General features: G+C 43.4%; 16 protein-coding genes. 8 read left to right on the plus strand and 8 right to left on the minus strand.

Annotated elements, in window-relative coordinates; translation table 11 throughout:
* Nucleotides 1-51 precede the first annotated feature (51 nt).
* Nucleotides 52-981: a DUF2628 domain-containing protein gene (locus I6E61_RS10085; RefSeq protein ID WP_197134131.1), complete on the plus strand. Its 930-nt coding sequence runs from the start codon at nt 52-54 to the stop codon at nt 979-981.
* Between the two features lie 12 nt (nt 982-993).
* Here I6E61_RS10085 and I6E61_RS10090 read toward each other — a convergent pair whose 3' ends face one another.
* The 8 genes from I6E61_RS10090 to gmk all read right to left on the minus strand — a co-directional run bounded on the left by I6E61_RS10090 (nt 994) and on the right by gmk (nt 11875).
* Nucleotides 994-2880, minus strand: a complete 1887-nt coding sequence (locus tag I6E61_RS10090; RefSeq protein WP_197134145.1) for a monovalent cation:proton antiporter-2 (CPA2) family protein — start codon at nt 2878-2880, stop codon at nt 994-996.
* Nucleotides 2881-2957: 77 nt separating this feature from the next.
* Nucleotides 2958-3662 (minus strand): hypothetical protein, encoded by a 705-nt coding sequence (locus I6E61_RS10095; RefSeq protein ID WP_197134148.1) that lies wholly within the window; start codon nt 3660-3662, stop codon nt 2958-2960.
* A gap of 209 nt (nt 3663-3871) precedes the next feature.
* Nucleotides 3872-5017 carry a cation diffusion facilitator family transporter gene (locus tag I6E61_RS10100; RefSeq protein WP_197134151.1) on the minus strand — a complete coding sequence of 382 codons (1146 nt, stop codon included), beginning with the start codon at nt 5015-5017 and terminating at the stop codon, nt 3872-3874.
* A gap of 85 nt (nt 5018-5102) precedes the next feature.
* A complete protein-coding gene (locus I6E61_RS10105) occupies nt 5103-7400 on the minus strand; it encodes a primosomal protein N' (protein WP_197134153.1) in 2298 nt (765 codons plus the stop codon).
* A 141-nt stretch (nt 7401-7541) separates the two neighbouring features.
* Entirely contained in the window at nt 7542-7922 is a 381-nt protein-coding gene (locus tag I6E61_RS10110; protein WP_197134156.1) for a RidA family protein, read from the minus strand.
* A 346-nt stretch (nt 7923-8268) separates the two neighbouring features.
* Nucleotides 8269-10467, minus strand: coding sequence for a bifunctional (p)ppGpp synthetase/guanosine-3',5'-bis(diphosphate) 3'-pyrophosphohydrolase (locus I6E61_RS10115; protein WP_197134159.1), 2199 nt, complete (start codon nt 10465-10467; stop codon nt 8269-8271).
* Nucleotides 10468-10800: 333 nt separating this feature from the next.
* Nucleotides 10801-11061, minus strand: a complete 261-nt coding sequence (gene rpoZ / locus I6E61_RS10120; RefSeq protein WP_110923274.1) for a DNA-directed RNA polymerase subunit omega — start codon at nt 11059-11061, stop codon at nt 10801-10803.
* Nucleotides 11062-11248: 187 nt separating this feature from the next.
* Nucleotides 11249-11875, minus strand: coding sequence for a guanylate kinase (gene gmk, locus I6E61_RS10125; protein ID WP_197134162.1), 627 nt, complete (start codon nt 11873-11875; stop codon nt 11249-11251).
* 339 nt (nt 11876-12214) lie between these two features.
* Here gmk and ispH point away from each other — a divergent pair, with 339 nt between their 5' ends.
* The 7 genes from ispH to I6E61_RS14310 all read left to right on the plus strand — a co-directional run bounded on the left by ispH (nt 12215) and on the right by I6E61_RS14310 (nt 20221).
* A complete protein-coding gene (gene ispH / locus I6E61_RS10130; protein WP_197134165.1) occupies nt 12215-13171 on the plus strand; it encodes a 4-hydroxy-3-methylbut-2-enyl diphosphate reductase in 957 nt (318 codons plus the stop codon).
* A 111-nt stretch (nt 13172-13282) separates the two neighbouring features.
* Complete coding sequence (locus tag I6E61_RS10135; RefSeq protein ID WP_197134168.1) at nt 13283-13528, plus strand: hypothetical protein; 246 nt, start codon at nt 13283-13285, stop codon at nt 13526-13528.
* A gap of 27 nt (nt 13529-13555) precedes the next feature.
* On the plus strand, nt 13556-14371 hold the full coding sequence (locus I6E61_RS10140; protein ID WP_197134171.1) for a thioesterase family protein: 816 nt from the start codon (nt 13556-13558) through the stop codon (nt 14369-14371).
* A gap of 470 nt (nt 14372-14841) precedes the next feature.
* Nucleotides 14842-16815, plus strand: a complete 1974-nt coding sequence (gene htpG, locus I6E61_RS10145) for a molecular chaperone HtpG (RefSeq protein WP_197134174.1) — start codon at nt 14842-14844, stop codon at nt 16813-16815.
* A gap of 420 nt (nt 16816-17235) precedes the next feature.
* Nucleotides 17236-18714 (plus strand): C13 family peptidase, encoded by a 1479-nt coding sequence (locus tag I6E61_RS10150; RefSeq protein WP_197134177.1) that lies wholly within the window; start codon nt 17236-17238, stop codon nt 18712-18714.
* A 39-nt stretch (nt 18715-18753) separates the two neighbouring features.
* On the plus strand, nt 18754-19644 hold the full coding sequence (gene fghA / locus I6E61_RS10155) for an S-formylglutathione hydrolase (protein ID WP_197134180.1): 891 nt from the start codon (nt 18754-18756) through the stop codon (nt 19642-19644).
* A gap of 328 nt (nt 19645-19972) precedes the next feature.
* Entirely contained in the window at nt 19973-20221 is a 249-nt protein-coding gene (locus I6E61_RS14310) for a TIGR03643 family protein (protein WP_320158589.1), read from the plus strand.
* The last annotated feature ends 53 nt before the right edge of the window (nt 20222-20274 follow it).

Consider the following 20274-nt stretch of genomic DNA (forward strand, 5'->3'; position numbering starts at 1 on the left):
ACATGCATAATGAATTCAAACTTTTCTTTATAGTAAATAGGGCACCTCACTATGCTATTTATTGAGACAGATTCGCCGCCTCCATTTTATCAGGATCAGCTGACTACTGCGAAGCGTAAACAGCTGGATAAGTGGTTTATCGGTCATCGTAGCCAGCACTATTATCTCAAGCGCTTTGAGCAGTTCGATGAGCAAGGTTATCTGTCACCAAAATGGCACTGGGCCGCATTTTTTGTGACTTTTCCTTGGCTGCTCTATCGCAAGCGCTATATGGATGCTATTGTATATAGTGTTGCAGGATGGTCGTTTATCCAACTCAACGTGGCATTGGTGCTGGTTGCCTTTGAGTTTTTGGCGATGTCTTATATTCCTGATGCTTATCAGGTGGCCACGCGTATAGGCATTGCTGCGATAATCTGGCTGTTTTGGTCGTTTATGGTTGCACGTTGGACAGACGCTTATTATTACCGTATGGCCCGCCGTGAAATTGCCGATGTTGTGGAGGACTATCAGCGCGATGAGAACGCGCAGAAGGCTCACTTGCAGAGGGAAGGTGGGGTAACTCTGTTTGGACTAGGCTTGGGGTTTGGATTGTTTGCGTTTGCCTTAATGGTGATTAAGGTGCAGTTTTTACCTATTATTGCCAAGCCAAAAGCAAATGAGGTGGTATTTGATGCTTATGATACGGTCAAAACGACACAAAATCGTGTGGCATTACTTTATCAGCAAACAGGACAGTGCCCAACTAATTCGTCCTTGAATACGGGAACAGAGCAGGTAAATATTGATATTAATGACACTGTCGCAGGGGTAGCAGAAACTGACTGTGCAGTGATTGCAACGATTCAGAACATCAAGTTTCCGATACGCTATCTGAATGATCAGACACTGGTCTTTTATCATGTGCCAGACAGCGATAGTTGGAACTGTATGACGTCGCTAAACAAACGGCAAGCACCGTCAAGCTGCTTGCCTGAATAGGGCGCTGCGCTATTATTTTTTAGCGTCTGTGACGATATCGTCTTTTTCATCGACTGGCGTCGCTTGACTCTTTAACGCTTCATAAAAATCGGTCAGATCCATTTTTCGTGCTTTACCAATGTCTTCATCAAATAAGCTCTCAAGCTCTGCCATTGCTGATTGCGCCGATTCGATCATGCTGGCTTCATCATCATAAATAGCTTGCTGACGTTCAATCAAATCATCATCATAATCACGGAAAGTTTGTACTGTCTCACGTGCTTTTTCTGGTGAGATACCGAGCAGTTGTAACGACTCACGCGACATATCCAAAGACGATAAATAAGTCTCACGCCATATATGACGGACACCCACTTCACGTAGGCGGTAGTAATGCTGACGATCACGCGCGCGTGCTAATACAATTACATCTGGATAGTTTTTACGTAAATATTGAGCGGTCGTGATTGAGCGCTCCAAATCATCAATAGCGAGAATAAAGACGCGTGCTTTTTTGATACCAGCAGCGCGTAAGATTTCAGGGTTTTTTGGATCACCATAGTAAACTTGGTTACCGAATTTTCGAACAAAATCCACACGATTTGCGGAGCGCTCGATGGCGGTAAATTCAATATTGTGCATACGCAGAACACGACCAATAATCTGACCAACGCGGCCAAATCCGGCGATGATCACCTGATGCTCATGGTCTGGAATCGAATCATATTCACGGCTTGGTTTGCTTTTGGCAAATAAGGGCTCACCTATCTTTTCTAATAACAAGAATGCCACTGGCGTGAGAGCCATAGAGATAGTCACGATAAGATTGAGTGTATTGGCAAGCTCAGGACGCAGGACATTTTGCGCGGTAGCGACGCTAAACAGCACAAAAGCAAACTCACCACCTTGAGCGAGAGTCACACCGAGTCTGAGACTGGTCGGCCAACGATTGCCTAATGCTTTTGCAATCAAAGTAACGACACCGAATTTGATCACTATCAGTGCCACTGCACAGCCGATGATAAAGACGGGCTCGGCTAATATGAGTTTGACATCGGTTAGCATCCCAACCGACATAAAGAACAAGCCTAACAGCAGACCTTTGAAGGGCTCGATACTCGCTTCTAACTCATGGCGATACTCTGAATCCGCTAGCAATACACCAGTTAAGAATGCACCTAAAGCCATCGATAGACCAATTTGCCCCATCAAAATAGACACACCCATCACGATAAATAGGGCGACTGCCGTTAACAGTTCTGACGCGCCACTTGATGCCACAAATTTAAAGAATGGTCGAACAACATAGCGACTGGCAAAAATGAGTCCAGCAAATACGGCAAACACTTTACCAAAATAAATCAAATCATAGCTTTGCTCGCGCACCCCTGACAAAAACGGAATAACGGCTAGTAAAGGAATAACGGCAATATCTTGGAATAGCAAGATAGTAAAAGCTTCTCGACCATGTGTACTGGCAAGCTGCTGTTTTTCAGTCAATATCTGTAATACAAATGCAGTAGAAGAGAGGGCAAGGCCAAAGCCTACGATAAAAGCAGTATCCAGTTGTAAGGAGAAAAAATGATGTAAAAGTAACATCAGTAGCGTGCCGGTCAGGCCGACTTGCAAGCCACCAAGTACAAATATGGAGCGCCGTAATGCCCATAGTCGTGAAGGTTGAAGCTCCAGACCAATGATGAATAGCAGCATCACCACGCCAAACTCAGAAAAGTGTAATAAGCTCTCAGCGTCGCCCGCTACATCTAGGCCGCTAGGGCCCAATATCAGACCTGTGATGAGATAACCTAAGACCGTCGCAATACCAAATCGTTTACCAAGGGGTACAAAGAGCAGTGCTGCTCCTAAGAAGATTGTAGCTTGTAACATTAAATTTGGTGAGCCGGCGGCGGCAGCAAGCATCTGAGATCCTTAAGATGGGGTAATAAGACAAACAATATAAAGTGGCTATAGTAAAAATAATATAGCGTCAACGTAGGTTATTTTTTACGGTAAATCTTCCAAATGCCATTATCAGCAAGCGGATTGTTATAAGCATCATTACGGCGCTTACGTGGGGTCTGTCTGCTATCGACTATTTTAAAATCGGGTAAAGCATGGACGATGAGTCCAGTACGATAAAAGCGTACCCGTTCGGGCTCTAGCATCTCACCTTTATTATCACGGCAAAATACATAAGCGCGTAGATCAATAAACTCACGATGTGCAACCAAACGTGCCTCATCATCGTTATCGAATACTGCCGACATACGTGCAATTTCATCAGCACTATAATCACCGCATTTATCAGTCAGCGCACCCACTGAACCAAAGCTTTTGGATTCTTTGGCACGAGTCTTGGTTAAATGCAGACGTTGAACGTGATAGATAAACTGAGGAATCTCAAGGCTGGCTGGTAGTGGTAGATAGTCGGGCGGTAGATTGGCTGCAGGGTAAAATGCCATCGCGCGCTCAAGTATCGTTTGCCAGCGCTGTTGGTAGGCTTGGACTTCTGCCAAGTTGCCTTCATAAATAGGCATGTCACGAATTTGGCGCAAAATATCAGGTGGAAATTGCTCATCACGAAAGCTCGCAATATCTTCTTGCATCGTTGACAGCAAAACTTTGGCGTGTTTTTTGCCGTCTTTTGAAGTGGGATCGTCGATATAGTCAGGGGCGACAAAGGGCGCTGAGCGTCTAGACATAATGGTATATCTTCAATAGATCGTGAATAAGTTTTTTAAGTCTTAAGTATACAGAATTTCTATTAAAAATATGGCAACGAGACTCAATTTTTCATTATTTGTGACATGCTATTACATTGATAGAAACTAGGGTGACATGAATTTGAGATTTTTTATTTGTTAACATTTACTTATTTTATATTCATTTGCTTGTTATAAATGGATCATAGTCAATGGTTATGTCCAATGTGACTGTTATTATCAGTTGCTTGTTCGGAAATATCGCAGACCAACGCATCGCTATGTGACTTAGTCTGCGGGTGCGATGAGCTTTCGACTTGGATGGTAGCGTGATGTATGCCAAGCGTGAGCAAGCGTTGTTCTAAATTGGCAATCAATAGGCTTGATTCGTGAATGTTCATCTCGCCATCGACGACAACATGGCAAGACAAGGCATTGAGACCACTGGTAATACTCCAAACATGCAGGTCATGGGCTTTCTGTACCTGTGGATGGGCAACCAATGTCTCCTTGACCGTGATTAGTGAGATTCCTGCTGGCGTACCTTCCATCAAGATATGTACAGAATCACGTACAACGCGGTAACCACTAAAGAGAATCAAGACGGCAACGATGATTGACGCTACCGCATCTGCCCACACCCAACCAAAGCTCATCATCAATAGCGCTGCAATAATCGCAGCCACTGACCCCATTAAATCACTTAATACATGTAAGTAAGCACTTTGCATATTAAGGTTAACGGGTTCTTTCGTGTCAGCTGTATTATTTATTGCTTTGGTGTCATTTCCCTCATGGCTATGACCATGTGCCTCTCCATTATGGCTACCTCGGTGCATCAGCCATGCGACCAAAATATTCACAAGCATACCGATAGTCGCGATGATAAGCATGCTCTGAGTAGCAATGTCAGAAGGAGCGTTAAAGCGTTTAAGTGCTTCATAAAAAATCATTAACGCAATAATAATGAGCGTAGCGCCATTGACGGTCGCGACCAATATCTCAAAGCGTTTATAGCCAAAAGTCTTTTGATGAGTGGCTGCTCTTTCGCCAATTTTGAATGCCATTAAGGTGGCACCAAGTGCGACTGCATCGCTGAGCATATGACCTGCATCAGACAATAACGCTAAACTGCCAGTAAGCCAGCCACCAATGGCTTCAATGAACATGTAGCCAGTGATGATAATGAAGCTAAATAGCAATGTGCGCTGGTAGCCTTTGGTATCTTGCGGTGAAGTTAACTGCTCTAAGTGTGAATCATGAGAGTTTTGCTCATCGTGCTGATGTTCATGCGTATCAGCAGCACTCTGATGCGTATCATGAATTGCATTAGCCTTTGAATCTTCTGTAGTCATAACAACCCTCAAATTCTCTGACATTGAATTCGATCGTCAATGTTGGCTTTACAGAGTTTAGCGATAGGTGCTTAAGGTATTTAGGTTACCAACCAACTGGATCAATGTCCAAGGTAAGCTTAAGATACTTGGCATTTGGCAAGGCAAGTACTGGCTCCCACCATTGATTTAGTACATGGTGTAATTGGCGTCTATCTTTGGCTAAGAGCAGTAGTTGCGCATGGTAACGACTGTTCTTTTTACTCATCGGTGCATCGATAGGACCAAGCACGGCAAGATGGTGTGCGTTCGGTAGAATACTAATGGCATCTTTGAGCGCTTGAGTAGTGGCGGCAAGTGTCTTGCCCTCACAGCGTATCAACGCAGCATGAGTATGAGGCGGTAGTCCCATCATTTTACGCTCTTGTAGTAGTTCACGCGCAAAGGATAGGTATCCGTCCTTTACCAGTTTTAATAACAGTTCATTATCTGGTTGTAGAGTTTGAATCAATACCTGTCCAGATTTATCACCGCGTCCAGCGCGCCCAGCCACTTGAATCATGAGCTGTGCAGTGTGCTCAGGTGAGCGAAAATCTGCTGATAAAAAGCCACGATCAGCGTTAGGCAAACAGACCAGTGTGACGTTGGGGAAGTGATGACCTTTTGCGACCATTTGCGTGCCGACTAATATAGCAGGAGTGCCTTCGTTGATACGCTGGTAGATATTTTCCCAGCTGTCTTTACGTCTTGTGGTATCACGGTCTATCTGAATAATGGGGTACAGCTCTTTACTGGTTTGCGGATTGGCAAAAATAGCATGCAGGTTTTCGCTGAGCCTCGTAGTTCCCATACCTTTGGCATCCAAATTTTGACTACCACAATCAGGACATATAGTAGGAATATAGGATTGCCAGTCGCAATGGTGACATTTTAAATAAGAGCTGCTGACGTAAGTGTTATGTTGAGACCGGCTATTATAATGAACAGTTAAATGAGCATCACAGCGCGGACAGTCGGCCTGCCAACCACAAGCCTCGCATAATAAAACAGGCGCATAGCCGCGACGGTTTAGGAATATTAATACCTGATTACCCGCTTCTAGTGTTTTTCGTATCGCCCCAATTAATGCATCGGTCAAACCTGTATCGTAGCGCGCACCATCGTCCTGTGCTTGCTGATGGGTGCTTTGCAGGCGTGCATCGATGAGTTGCATGGTGGCAGGCTTGGCATTGCCAGGGCGAGTGAGCAGTTGACACTCTACGAGTTTGCCGTCATCGACCAATTTTAGATGTTCAAGAGAAGGAGTGGCTGTACCTAGCACAACTGGGATGTTGGCTTGTAGCCCACGATATAATGCAACGTCAGCGGCATGATAACGCAGTGTGTCTTGCTGTTTGTAGGAACCATCATGTGCCTCATCGACGACAATCAACCCTAAATTAGCAAAGGGGTACAGCACTGATGAGCGTGTACCAATGATGATTTGCGCATGACCTGTACGACAGTCTTGCCACCCTTGTAAACGATGGGTATTGTTCATTCCTGAGTGTAGCAAAACAATATGTGCGGCAAAGCGACTGGCGAATCGTGCACGCGTCTGCGGCGTCAATCCAATTTCGGGCACCAAAATTAAGACTTGTTTGCCGGCTTCTAATACTGCCTGCATCGCTTGTAGATAGACTTCAGTCTTACCGCTACCAGTGATGCCGTTGAGTAAAAACCCTGTATAGCATCCAGATTCATGAGCAGCGACGATGGCTTCAACAGCAAGCTTTTGCTCATCGTTGAGATCAAGTGGCATTTTTGCAAGTTTGACAGGCGCAGGTGCTTGTTTTGGCTCAATATAGCGCTCGATAAGTCCTTTTTCTTCCAACGTTTTTAAGAACGCTCTTTGCATACCTTCTAATAACAGTACGTCTTCACTCGCACCGCGCTCGCCATGCAGCTTGAGCATATCAAATTGCTGCTTCTGCTTTTTTGCATTGGTATGAAAGTCATCGTCAGTGATATGGGGCAGAATTCGCCAGTGTGTAATCAGCAGATCTAACGGCTTACCCTGACGAACGAGGGTTGGTAAGATGACTGCTAGAACGTCCCCGAGAGGATAGTGATAATAACGCGACATCCAAGAAGCGAGCTTTAGCATACGGTCGTCTAGAATAGGCTCAGCATCCAGGCATTTATTGATAGGTTTGAGCTTATTGAGTGGCACGCTACTATCGGCTTCGGAGATATGAGCCACTACGATACCGATTAGAGTCTGGCGACCGAATGATACCTCAACGCGGCTACCAATATGCGGTATGGATATGGCAATCGTATTTGGCAAAGCATGTACATTCGCTGGTAGGCTATAGTCAAATACCCGATAAAGGGGCACGGGCAGAGCAACTTGTACCAACATAAAAGGCTTCGCAGTTTGATGAGATTGATGTCAAAAAAGAGACAGAGACTAATAAGCTTAGCATGATGCTAAGCTTATGATGGTTCAATATACAATATTTTATTTAAGCAGAGTCACCATTAAAATTAGTAACTGTCAAAATTAGTCGATATATAGGATAGACTCAATCTCAACCACGCCACCTTTAGGTAATGCTGCTACTTGAACCGCTGCACGGGCAGGATATGGCTCGCTCAAATTGGCTACAAATACTTCGTTTAAAACAGCAAAATCACTCAAATCAGTTAACGACACATTGAATTTAACCACGTCGTTCAAACTACCACCAGCAGCTTCACAGATGGCTTTGATATTTTCAAATACTTGCTCTGCTTGTGCTTTAAAACCTTCTCTCAATTCCATCGCATCAGGATCAAAACCTAATTGACCTGAAATATAAACAGTATTGCCGACTTTTACGGCTTGTGAGTAAGTACCAACAGCGGCAGGGGCTTTATCAGTTTGGATAGTTTGACGAGTCATATTATGTCCTTTTTATGCTTTTTTGGTTTGGTTGATAGTGGCGTATCATCATTTTGTAGATGTCAGTATAAATGACGATATGCCTTAATTGTAGGTGCTAAAAATCAAGTAAAACAGTTTATCATTATTTGAGAGTTTTCTAAAATTGCTGAATAAAATATTCAACGCTTTCTTAAGCAGGCGTTAATGATAAGCCATCGCTCTGATAACCTATTCAAGATGACCTATATACGACGTAAAAACAACTCAGGCACTATTCTTATAAATAACAAAGGCTAGTGCAGGTACTACAAATAGTAGGCTGAGCGAGCCTGATGCTGTATCTGATTTATATCGATTGATTATACTATAGTTGATATAGGCGTATGATATTAGGAAAGCCAAGTAATGAGCGCAGCTCTCGAATACCCTGTGCTAAGTGGTTGCGACTACGTACAATAATGTGGATGATGGTATCACTGTTACGGACGTCGACGGTTTCGATGCCCATGTTTAATTGACGCAAATGATAAACGACTTCAGTGATTTGCTCGTCGCTGAGAGCGACAGAGAGCTTTAAATAAGCAGGAAAGCGAATTTTACCAGTGTTTTTAATATTGTATTCATCTGGATCGCCTTGTTTGACCGCTTTATCATTACGCCAACGTAGCTGAATCACTTGATAGGGATTGTCTTTACGGATGTCGTCCAAAGAGAAGCATTTGTGTCGATGCACCACCAGACCATGGCGCGATAAATGGCCAACGATAGGGTCACCGTAGATAGGATGACAACAGTTGGCGAAGTCGAGTTCAACCCCAGAGGCATTTACTATGAGCTGCTGCGGTTGAGTCATGTCATCGCTATGCTCTCGAGCTTGCAGATCACGAACTTCATCGCTGAATAAGCGGGTCACCACGAGTTGTGGTAATAACGTGCCAGAGCTTATCTGTTCAAATAATGCCTCTTTCTCTGTCAGCCCACGCCATTCAGTAAGGTTTTTCCAGTCACTTTCGGTCAAGTCATCCAGACTTTTTTGGTAGGTTCTTAGTGCCCTGTCCAATGCTTGCTGACCATGGTGCTGCTTGTCTGCAGCGGATAAATCTTTAAACCAACGTAAAATTTCTTCACGGGCTTTGTTGGTGACCACAAACCCAAGCCATTCTGCTTTCGGCTCTGAGTGACTGTTGACTTCAATTTCAACCAGCTGTCCATTTTTTACCACGGTGCCAAGTTTGGCAACTTTGCCCTCAATATTGGCACCAACGGCCACATTACCTACCATCGGTCCGACAGCGTAGGCAAAGTCTAGCGCCGTTGCCCCTTGTGGTAGCTCATAGGCACGACCTTTTGGGCTATAGCAGATGATTTTACTGGAGTGCAGATAATCCATCAGCTCATTAATCGTGGCGACTGCTGCTGCAAAATCAGGACTATGTGTATTTAAATTGTCTTCATCGACCAAGTCTTTCATGTTGCGTAGTGATGCTTGAATGACTGATTGACTGACATCGGAGGCATGTTCTGCACCGATGACCCCAAGTCTGGCAGCATTTTGCATTTGCTTGGTCAAAATAGTCACTTTGACGACATCGTTATCGCGTTCATAGATAAGCGTGAGCGATTGATTGCCACCCGGTAGTGGTCGACGAATATTATCAGCGATATGAGTATCGTCAATTTGGTATTTTTTAATCAGGTAATAAGCGAGTTTGTCACATGCTTCGATATTGTCGAGGATAATCTCAAACGCATAATGACGTAGTAGCGCATTAATCTCGCCACGGTTTCGGAAAAACTGACGGTATATCACCACGCGATTGTCTAAGACAGTGACCAGTCCATTCAGATCCAAGTTATTGAGTACAATACTCAAATAGCGATGAATGGCTTCTCTCTGAAAGTTACGTCCTAGGCCATGTTGTAGTAACTTATCAGATATCTTGTTATACATATCAGAGTCAAGATTGCGATAACACAGTACTTCGATATAATCAGCAATATCATTGAGACCCATCAACCGCGCAAAGGGCACATAAAAATCTAGCGTTTCTTGTGCAGTAGTGCGTTGCTTTTCAGGACGCACTGCGTCAAGTGTAGACATATTGTGTAAGCGGTCGGCAAGCTTAATAATCAACACACGCGGATCAGCAAGCGTGGCGGTCAAAATCTTATGAAAGGTCGCGGCTTTGTTTTGTTGCTTATTATGCGAAGAGGATTTTAGCTTGGTCACACCATCAACCAATCTTGCCACCACGATGCCATAGCGCTGCTCAACTTGCTCATAGCTCACATCAGTATCTTCGACCGTATCATGCAAAATGGCGGCAATAACGGTATCTCGGTCCAATCGAAAACCTGCCAGTATCTCAGCAACCGCAATCGGGTGGGTGATATAAGGTTCCCCTGATTTGCGCTTGTCTTTGATGTGCGCAATATCACCGAACTCACAGGCATCAACAATATCACGGCGTTCAGCGGCAGTGAGATAACCTACTGAGCGCAGCAAGTTATATTGAGCGTCATCCACTAGGTGATGACTGAGTTTGGGTAAGGTTTGACTCATAAAGTAACGATCCTATTTTCCATTACCTATTTGCCTGATTGTCTGTCGAGGTAAATGGTGACTGAGTGAATACTATAAAAATCTTGAGAAAAAACATAAGAATGGGTAGCCCATCCTCTAATTAATCGCAAATCACATTCAATGTCAACTGCTAAGCGAGTCGGCGCTGTAAAAAATTAAAAATTATAACTCAATGGTAGGTTTTGACGTATAAATAGGGGTTAAACCAGTCCAGTGGCTATCATTATAGTTTATAATCAAAAAACCACAGCATAAGCTGTGGTTTCTATTATAAGTATATAGTGGCTACATACTTATTTTAGCAATCAGTTACTAAAAACTATGATCGCCTGACAGTGCTAAATCTAGCGAGCTGGTCGCAAAATTATGCTCTGGTTGATTCAGAATATCGCGAGTGATTTTACCAGCGGCAATTTCACGTAATGCCAATACAGTAGGCTTGTCGTTATCGACATCAACCATTGGCTCAGCGAGACCTTTGGCCAATTGACGTGCGCGCTTGCTTGCTACTAAAATTAGTTCAAAGCGATTATCAACATTATCCAAACAATCTTCAATCGTCACTCGTGCCATAAATAGCTACCTCGGTTGTTTTTATTAGTCTCGGACTTTACCGCTACTCAATAAAAATAATATCAAAAATATAAAAGGGGAATAGCTAGACATTATAGCATTTTTTGCCCAGTCGCGTAGTTGCTTTTTGCGTATCTGTTTGTCGCTACTTATTTTATACGCTACTAGGCAGTTATCGGTGCTTGATTTATAGGTCTGTGTTGCTGTTGAGCAAGTTACTAATCGTGCGATGATAACGCTGCTGCTGGCGAGCGAGTGTCTGTCTATCTGCCACGATAATCGCTTTTAGTTCAGTCAATGCCACTTCAAAGTTGTCATTAATAATTACAAAGTCAGCATGCACATACTGTGACATCTCGTTCACTGAACCTGCCAAACGCTGCTCGATAACTTCTATACTGTCTTGTGCACGGGTCGATAAGCGCTGACGTAAGGTAGCGAGGCTAGGCGGCAAGATAAAAACCATCGTCGCTTCAGTAAATATTTTTTTGACTTGCAACGCACCTTGCCAATCAATCTCTAAGATGACATCAACGCCTGCCTCTAACTGCGTACGCACGCTTTGTTCTGAAGTACCATAATAGTTACCAAATACTTCTGCGTGTTCTAGGAACTTGTTTTCGTCGATGGCTTTTTTGAAGCTATCCACGTCGGTAAAATGATAATGATGACCATCGAGCTCACCAGGACGCGGTGTGCGTGTCGTGTGAGAGACGCTGACGGTTAAGTCGTTGGTGGTGGCAAGTAACTGCTTTACCAGTGAAGTTTTGCCAGTACCAGAGGCGGCGGTAATAATAAATAATGAACCTGTCATACAATTTGTCCTAATGGAGTGTGTTCTGATAAACAATTAAAGACTGGTAAAAATAAAAATCGCCATTATACAAGGCGATAGGGATTACGTTATTATAAACTGTTAGTGAATACGTCATTATAAACTGCTTTTGCGGCTTTTATTTTAATTAAAGCCATTCTTGTCCAGACGATATTGTCATATCAGTGAGTTGCATCACTCTTTGCTATTAGTACATACTATTTTCAAGAGCAATAAAAGCAAATTATGCTAAAGTAGCAGAATGAATTTATCCCAATATTTGACTTGAAGCTTTTAAAATAAGCTTTAACTATAAATTATCTAATGATAGGCCTGCTTATGCAAATTTATCTTGCCAATCCACGTGGATTTTGTGCTGGTGTGGATCGCGCGATTGCGATTGTGAACGAAGCATTAACACGTTTTGAGCCGCCCATTTATGTTCGCCACGAGGTGGTACATAACAAATTTGTCGTTTCAGATTTGGCCAATCGCGGTGCGGTATTCGTCGAAGAGCTTCACGAAGTGCCTGATGGCTCTATCGTTATTTTCTCTGCTCATGGCGTGTCAAAAGCGGTGGAAGATGAAGCGGAGCGTCGTGATTTGACAGTATTTGACGCCACCTGTCCGCTAGTGACTAAGGTACACATTGAAGTCGCTAAGTTTGCACAAGATGGGATGGATGCGGTATTGATTGGTCATGCTGGACACCCTGAAGTAGAGGGCACGATGGGGCGCTTTAACCGTCGCCATGGTGGTCATATTCATTTGGTTGAAGATGAGAGTGATGTCGCGGCATTGACAGTACAGGATCCTGAGCGTCTAGCATTTGTCACTCAAACCACCTTATCTATGGATGACACGGCACGCGTCATCGATGCGTTACGTGAGAAGTTTCCTAGTATTCAAGGGCCACGTAAAGACGATATTTGCTATGCCACCCAAAACCGCCAAGATGCGGTAAAAGACTTAGCCAGTCGCTGTGAGGTGGTATTGGTCGTTGGCTCACCAAACTCATCGAATTCTAACCGTCTGCGTGAATTAGCAGAGCGTATGAATTGCCATGCTTATTTGATTGATAATGCCAGCGAAATGGATAAAAGCTGGTTAGAAGGTGTGCAGAGCATCGGGGTAACTGCTGGTGCATCAGCGCCTGAAGTATTGATTCAAGAAGTGCTACAACAGCTACAAGACTGGGGTGGCGACCTCCCTAGCGAGCTATCAGGTATTGAGGAAAATGTGATATTTAGTTTGCCTAAAGCCCTACGTATTCCGATCACCCAAGTCGGTAAGTAACGTAAAACCAGCTACTATAAAAGTTATCGACTAAAAACTATCTACTACTAAAAACTATCTACTACTAAAAACTACCTACTACTAAAAACTACCTACTATGAGCAAAGTAGAATGAACAAGCAAAACAATAAATTTGTACTAGCAACGGCCACTCTCGCTGAAGTTAATAAGCAATTAAAAATTAATATGCTGGTGACCGTGGTAGTAGCATTCGTATTGTTTATGAACATGATGAAATTCATGTCAGAAAGAACGTTTTTTTATGCAGCACTTGTTGTGCTGATGATTTTTTTATTATTTTTTATAAGAAAAGCTCGTAATATCCTCATGATAAGAAAGCAAGAGCTTACTCAATAAAATAAAAAGCAAAAACATAGGACAGTTATGACCGCTTATTATAAGTTTATCAAACGAGAACAACAGGATGATGGCGTTAGCGTTGCATACTATCAGCCAACCAAGCATGCACAAGGTGCTTGGAATGAGCATGAGCAACATATGGCACCAGCGACAGGTTTGCTTACTGCTGAACTAAAGGGGTATGCACCACAAGCAGGCACTCGTATTGCCCGTATCAGCCTCGATATTTTAGGGTTAATACCGCTCGATGACTTTACCATTACCACGCGTTGTATTCGTCCGGGCAAGACCATTGAGCTGGTTGAGGCAGTGATGAGTAGTCGTGGCCGCGATGCTATCATTGCAAGAGCTTGGCGACTCATGACGCAAGATACTAGTCCTATAGCAGGGCTTGAAGATCAAAAAGCCAAACATAGACCTGAAGATTTGCCAGTTTGGGAGGATATGAAAGGGTGGCCGGGTGGTTTTATCGAAAGTGTACGCCTAGTTGCAGAACCTGACCGTCGCCCCGGTAAAGGGATGGTGTGGATTACTAATGATATGGAAATGATCGAAGGCGAACCTACCGATGACATAGTGCACTTGCTAGGCATGGTTGATACCGCTAATGGTGTCGTACCGCGACTTGGTCTTGGGCTGTCAAAGTTAGAATGGATGTTTCCAAACACTGATTTGCAAATTCATATGCATCGTATACCGCAAGGCCGCTGGCTCGGTATTGAAGCCGTGCAGCAATACGGCGATGATGGGATAGGGCTGACCAGTGCTGTGTTGCATGACATACAAGGGCCATTTGGTCGCAGTGAGCAAATTCTGACTATTCGTCCGATGCCGCGCTAAACGTTTAATGATTGTTGCTGTTTTAAAAAACAAAACAAAAATATGTATTTAATATATTTTACATAATCATAGTAATCGGTTGTAATAGTGTCTAACAACATAATATTGCTGTACTGAAGGTTACTATGAAAAAGAACAATCGTTTTTCAAAAAAATTGACTACTATTTTGGATATATTGCTAGAAGCTTATTCAGAATAAGCTGTGCAACTTGAGTTGTTTACTATTGAAAGAAAGCTTTTATGAGTACTGAGCAACAATAAGTACTATCTGAAAACACCGCTTTAGGAAACTAAAGCGGTGTTTTTTATTGAATAACCCATTTACGCTTGAAATTTTCTTCTATGCCCCTATTAGTATAGACAGTTTAACGATATTGCGCACGGCAGGTTTTCTAATATTAGTAAGTCAGCTCTGGTAAATTTATCGTTATCTTATAATAGGTCTTTCATAGAATTTAAAGGAGTTTTTATGAGTGAAGCAACTCAAGCTGAAGGTCTGAATCCAGAATTAAAAAAACATACGTTTGAAGCAGAAGTGGCGCAGTTGCTGCATTTGGTCACGCATTCACTATATTCTAATGCCGATATCTTTGTCCGTGAATTGGTGTCTAACGCCTCTGATGCCTGTGATAAATTGCGTTTTGAAGGCACAAATGATGACAGTCTCTACGAAGATGATGGCGAGTTAAAAATTCGCATCGCTGTCGATGAAGAAGCTAAAACCATTACCTTTACCGATAATGGTATTGGTATGAATGAAGCAGATGCTATCGAAAACTTAGGTACGATTGCCAAGTCAGGTACCAAAGCGTTTTTGGACAAATTATCTGAATCACAAAAGCAAGAAGGCCAATTAATTGGTCAGTTTGGGGTTGGTTTTTACTCAGGCTTTATCGTGGCAGATACGATTAGCGTTGAATCGCGCAAAGCAGGCGAGCCTGCAGATACAGGCGTGCGCTGGGTATCAGATGGCACTGGTAGCTTTACGGTTGAGCCTATCACGAAAGAGACACGTGGCACTGCGATCACTTTACACTTAAAAGAAGAGTACTCCGAAGGCGAAGACAGCTATTTAGATCGTGGCAAAATCAAGCGCCTGGTAAATAAATACTCTGACCATATCAGCTTGCCGATTCAGATGCGTAAAGAGATCTGGCAAGAAGACGTAAAAGAAGATGAGAACGACAGCTCTGATGATCAGGCACCTACTGGTGGCGAGATGGTATTGACTGACGAATGGGAAACCATTAACAAGGCCAGTGCACTATGGACACGTTCAGCATCTGAAATTGAAGATGATGAGTATGTTGATTTTTATAAAAATATCTCATATGACATGGATGCACCACTTACGTGGACACATAACCGTGTAGAAGGCCGTGTGCAGTACACTCAGCTTTTGTATATCCCTAAGAAAGCACCTGCAGACTTATATACTAGAGAGCAGCAACATGGCCTCAAGTTATATGTCAAACGTGTCTTTATCATGGATGAAGCAGAGCAGCTGCTACCGATGTATCTACGCTTTGTCAAAGGTGTTATCGATTCAGCAGATTTGCCACTGAACGTCAGCCGTGAGCTATTACAAGAGTCGCGTGATGTGAAGTCTATCCGCGATGGTAACGCGCGTCGTATCTTGACGACATTGGCAAGTTTGGGCAATAGTGAAGATAGTGATAAGCAAGAAAAGTTTGCACAGTTCTATGCAGAGTTTGGTGATGTTATCAAAGAAGGTCTTGGCGAAGACATGGGCAATCAAGAACGTATTGCCAAATTGCTTCGTTATGCCACCAGCACGCAAAACGGTCTAAAGACCAGTTTTGAAGATTATAAAGGCCGTATGAAAGAAGGCCAAAAAGCCATATATTATCTAACGGCTGATAATTTGGCTGCTGCAAAAAATAGCCCGCAACTTGAGCTGTTCAAAAAGAAAGGCATCGAAGTTATTTTGATGACCAGTCGTGTCGATGAGTGGGCGATGAACTTCTTAACTTCATTTGATGAGACACCGCTGCAAAACATCGCAAAAGGTGCTGTAGATTTAGGTGACTTGCAAGACGAAGCAGAGAAAGCGGAAGCGTCAAAAGCAGAAGAAACTTTAAAGCCTGTAGTCGATAAGCTCAAAGCAGCTCTAAGCGAACGTGCTAAAGACGTCAAAGTGTCTACGCGTTTGGTTGATAGCCCAGCTTGCTTAGTTGTGGGCGAAGGTGAGCTGTCACCACAGATGATTCAAATGCTTAAGCAGATGGGGCAGGACGTACCAGAGAGCAAACCAACACTTGAAGTAAACCCTGATCATCCATTGATTAAAAAGCTAGAAAGCAGCGAACAGTTTGATGATTTGGCGCAAGTGATTTTTGATCAAGCATTGCTAGCAGATGGCGGTCAATTAGAAGATCCAGCGGCTTATCTAAAACGTGTTAATGAGTTATTAATGAGATAATGACTGGTATTTAATAAAAAAAGAGGTCTTGTACGCAAGGCCTCTTTTTTGTTTTTTTTTGGCTCAAATATGAGCAAATTTTACAAATCAGCCTTATCCTCTTGACCGACAATCCGTTACAATCGCGATAGATTAGCGAGCTAAACTATTAGGCAGTATTTGATGCCTCTTATAACCCTTTCATAGTGAATTAAATATAAAATTGATGTTTATAGGCCATGCAAAAATGTAAGTTAAAGGCAGTAAATGGCTAATATATCAAAACATAGTCAAAGTATTGGTAAATTAGTATGATGTCAATCTTGTATGTGGTACAGCTGTACTATGTACACTCGGTTGCCTTGTACTAACTCTCAATTACCCCGACTATAATTATCATTGACTCACTTTATTTTCTCGGCTGGCTAGAGGTCTAAGTCTTTGTCACTTGCGTCGTTAAAAACCGTATCTCTTCAGCGCTTTTCGCTCAACTTCGCTGCCAATATTATTGCAACCTTATGGATGCTGGTAGGGTCGACGCGTGCGTTTTCTTGGGTCAAGCCCACTTTTATACAGTTTGCTGTGTTTGCGCTGTTAGCACTCGGTAGCAATGTATTGTTTTCTTGGTTGGCTGCCGAAAGTGGCAGTATCTTTAATGAGCAAGGGTTGGTTAGTTATCTAATTTGGCCAATGATTATTCTATTGAGCGGCATTATTCTGGCACGGCGTGCTGGTAATCAAGCGCTGGTCTTTGTGCCCGTAGTGTTGTGGTTGGTTGCTGATACATTATCAGCGCTATTACAGAGCTTGGTGCAATACTTGAGTAGCTATGGTTGGTTGCCCAATTGGAGTTATTCATTTTTACCCGTCTTATTTTTAGTGCTGTTTTTATGGCAAACCTTAGCGTTGATGTGGATTTTCTTCCATCGCTTGCGTATACCGTGGTGGGAGCGGGTTATCGTACTGGTAGGTGCTGTGGCACTTCTCACGATTTGGCAGCGTAATGTCGCTGACCAACCCATATTTAAGCAAATTCCTGTAGAGCCTGTCTTAGAAGAGGCTGCATTATATGAGCAGCCCCGTTTGTTACAGCAAGCATTAAACAGCATTGATCCAAGTACGCCAGGTAAGACTGACTGGTACTTCATGGGTGTGGCAGGTTTCTCTGATCAAAACGTTTTTCGTTCTGAGATTAACAAGGTACGTGAGCTGTTTGATGTGCGTTTTGGCACTAGTGGGCACTCACTTTCATTGATTAACAACACCTATAGCTGGATGGATGAGCCAATCGCGACCAAGACCAGTATCTTGCGTGGTCTAAAAAGAATCGGTCAGCAGATGAATGCCGACGAAGATGTCTTATTTCTCACGCTATCTTCACATGGCAACGAGGACATCGTGCAACTGGCCAATCCACCGATTGAGATGGATAATTTAGATGCCGCTTGGCTACGTGAGGCACTAGATGCGTCAGGTATTCGCTGGCGTGTGATTGTGGTGTCCGCTTGTTATTCAGGCTCATTCATCGATGATTTGGCATCTCCAACGACCGTAGTAATTACTGCATCAGCCACTGATAAAGCCTCATTTGGCTGTACCAATACAGCGGAGATGACTTACTTTGGGCAAGCATTTTTTGCTGAGAGTCTACGAAGTAATACCAGTTTTGAGACAGCATTCAAAGACGCGAGATTGCGTGTCAGTGAACGCGAAAGCTTGATGGGCTTTGAGCCATCAGAGCCGCAGATGGTCATCGGCAGCCTCATGGAAACAGCATTGCCTGCGTTCGAACAAGTGTTATTTGATAACACTCGACCATCCGTCGCTAGTATCACTAACGAGTCCGATACGGCTATTAATATCGTTCATAACAATGATGGTAATCAGCCAGTCGTTGAGACCGCCATTACTACAAACTAAACATTGCGTATTTTGCTTTGAACAAAAGGAACATCACTCATGAACTATTCTTATAATCACAGTTTATCCGCCAACTCACCGCTGACAAAGAAAAGCGTGAATCGCTGTTTTGATGGCGAGCAACACTATTATAGTCATCAATCAACGTCTACTAAAACGCCGATGACGTTCAGTATTTATCTGCCTGAAGAAGCACTTGCTGGCCGACTTTGCCCAGCGATTCTATACTTGTCGGGCCTCACTTGTAATGCTGACAATGTCACGCACAAAGCGCATTTTCAGCAGAAATGTAGTGAGCTTGGCATGATATTGATAGCGCCTGATACTTCTCCTCGCAGTAGTGAAGGCCATGATGTGCCCAATGATGAGCGCTATTTTGTGGGTCAAGGGGCCAGCTATTATATCGATGCCACCCAAGCACCTTGGGCAGACAACTTCAATATGCAAAGCTACATCGTCGATGAGCTATATGACTTGCTGCGCTCAGAGTTTCCAATCCACAGTATTGGCATTACGGGGCACTCGATGGGTGGTCACGGTGCGCTGCTTTTAGGATTTAAATTCCCAAGTAAGTTTGTCAGTGTTTCTGCACTGTCGCCAGTATGCGCTGCCAGTGAGTCGGCATGGGGTGAGGCCGCTTACACTGAGTATTTTGGTAAGGACGAGTCACTATGGTCACAAGCAGATGCCTCAAAGACGATTGAAAAAGTCGGTCAGCAGTACTCGAGTATTTTGGTGGATCAGGGCGCTGCAGATAACTTTTTAGCAGAAGGCCAGTTGCAAACGTCTAAGCTACAACAGGCTTGTGAAAAAGCAAAACAGCCTTTAACATTGCGTTATCAGGCGGGTCACGACCATAGTTATTATTTCATTCAGAGTGTTATCAATGACCATATCGAACATCATTGGCGCATGGCACAACTTAGCTAAGCGTCAATATCGAACTCTTTTCACTAAGCCGCTCAACACGCGCTAATGTTTAAAAGGTAAAGTTATGGCAAGTTATCAAGATTTAACAGTATCTAATTCCGATGCAAACGCAATATGTGATGCCCATTCAATACGTGAGATCCATTCAACACGTGAAATCCACTCAGAGTCTGAAAATGCGCCGTCAGCATTTGCGACTATGCAAGCTGATATGGATGCGGCTCTAAAAAATAAACAACGCACCAGTATCACTGAAAATGGCAACCAAGTCTCTAAAGCTAGCTCAGATGAGTTTATCGCAAAAAACATCAATGATGCGGGTGATAGAGTGCTTGATGAAACCCAAATCTCGCGAGTAATAGAGATGGCATGGGAAGATAGGACACCGTTTGGCGCTATCGAGTACAGCTACGGTCTCAATGAGGCAGGTGTTATTAAACTCATGCGCCAAGAGCTCAAGCCTTCGTCTTTTCGATTATGGCGTCAGCGAGTGAGTAACCGTGCTACCAAACATCAAGCGAAACGAGATTTCGGTGTTGGTCGTGCTTATTGCAAAACCCAGTATAAGCAGCGCTAGTCTTCTATACTCAATATCAGTCGCTTGATGACTGCTATAATAGACAAGCCAGT

Origin of the sequence: Psychrobacter sp. NZS113 (assembly GCF_015864825.1) — a bacterium.
Classification (GTDB): Bacteria; Pseudomonadota; Gammaproteobacteria; order Pseudomonadales; family Moraxellaceae; genus Psychrobacter.

Coding starts and splice junctions, on each gene's coding strand:
- I6E61_RS10105 (WP_197134153.1), bottom strand. CDS start 7,400: ATGTTGGTACAAGTTGCTCTGCCCGTGCCCCTTTATCGGGTATTTGAC.
- I6E61_RS10095 (WP_197134148.1), bottom strand. CDS start 3,662: ATGTCTAGACGCTCAGCGCCCTTTGTCGCCCCTGACTATATCGACGAT.
- I6E61_RS10140 (WP_197134171.1), top strand. CDS start 13,556: ATGACCGCTTATTATAAGTTTATCAAACGAGAACAACAGGATGATGGC.
- ispH (WP_197134165.1), top strand. CDS start 12,215: ATGCAAATTTATCTTGCCAATCCACGTGGATTTTGTGCTGGTGTGGAT.
- I6E61_RS10100 (WP_197134151.1), bottom strand. CDS start 5,017: ATGACTACAGAAGATTCAAAGGCTAATGCAATTCATGATACGCATCAG.
- fghA (WP_197134180.1), top strand. CDS start 18,754: ATGAACTATTCTTATAATCACAGTTTATCCGCCAACTCACCGCTGACA.
- I6E61_RS10115 (WP_197134159.1), bottom strand. CDS start 10,467: ATGAGTCAAACCTTACCCAAACTCAGTCATCACCTAGTGGATGACGCT.
- I6E61_RS10090 (WP_197134145.1), bottom strand. CDS start 2,880: ATGCTTGCTGCCGCCGCCGGCTCACCAAATTTAATGTTACAAGCTACA.
- htpG (WP_197134174.1), top strand. CDS start 14,842: ATGAGTGAAGCAACTCAAGCTGAAGGTCTGAATCCAGAATTAAAAAAA.
- I6E61_RS10135 (WP_197134168.1), top strand. CDS start 13,283: ATGAACAAGCAAAACAATAAATTTGTACTAGCAACGGCCACTCTCGCT.
- I6E61_RS10085 (WP_197134131.1), top strand. CDS start 52: ATGCTATTTATTGAGACAGATTCGCCGCCTCCATTTTATCAGGATCAG.
- I6E61_RS10110 (WP_197134156.1), bottom strand. CDS start 7,922: ATGACTCGTCAAACTATCCAAACTGATAAAGCCCCTGCCGCTGTTGGT.
- rpoZ (WP_110923274.1), bottom strand. CDS start 11,061: ATGGCACGAGTGACGATTGAAGATTGTTTGGATAATGTTGATAATCGC.
- gmk (WP_197134162.1), bottom strand. CDS start 11,875: ATGACAGGTTCATTATTTATTATTACCGCCGCCTCTGGTACTGGCAAA.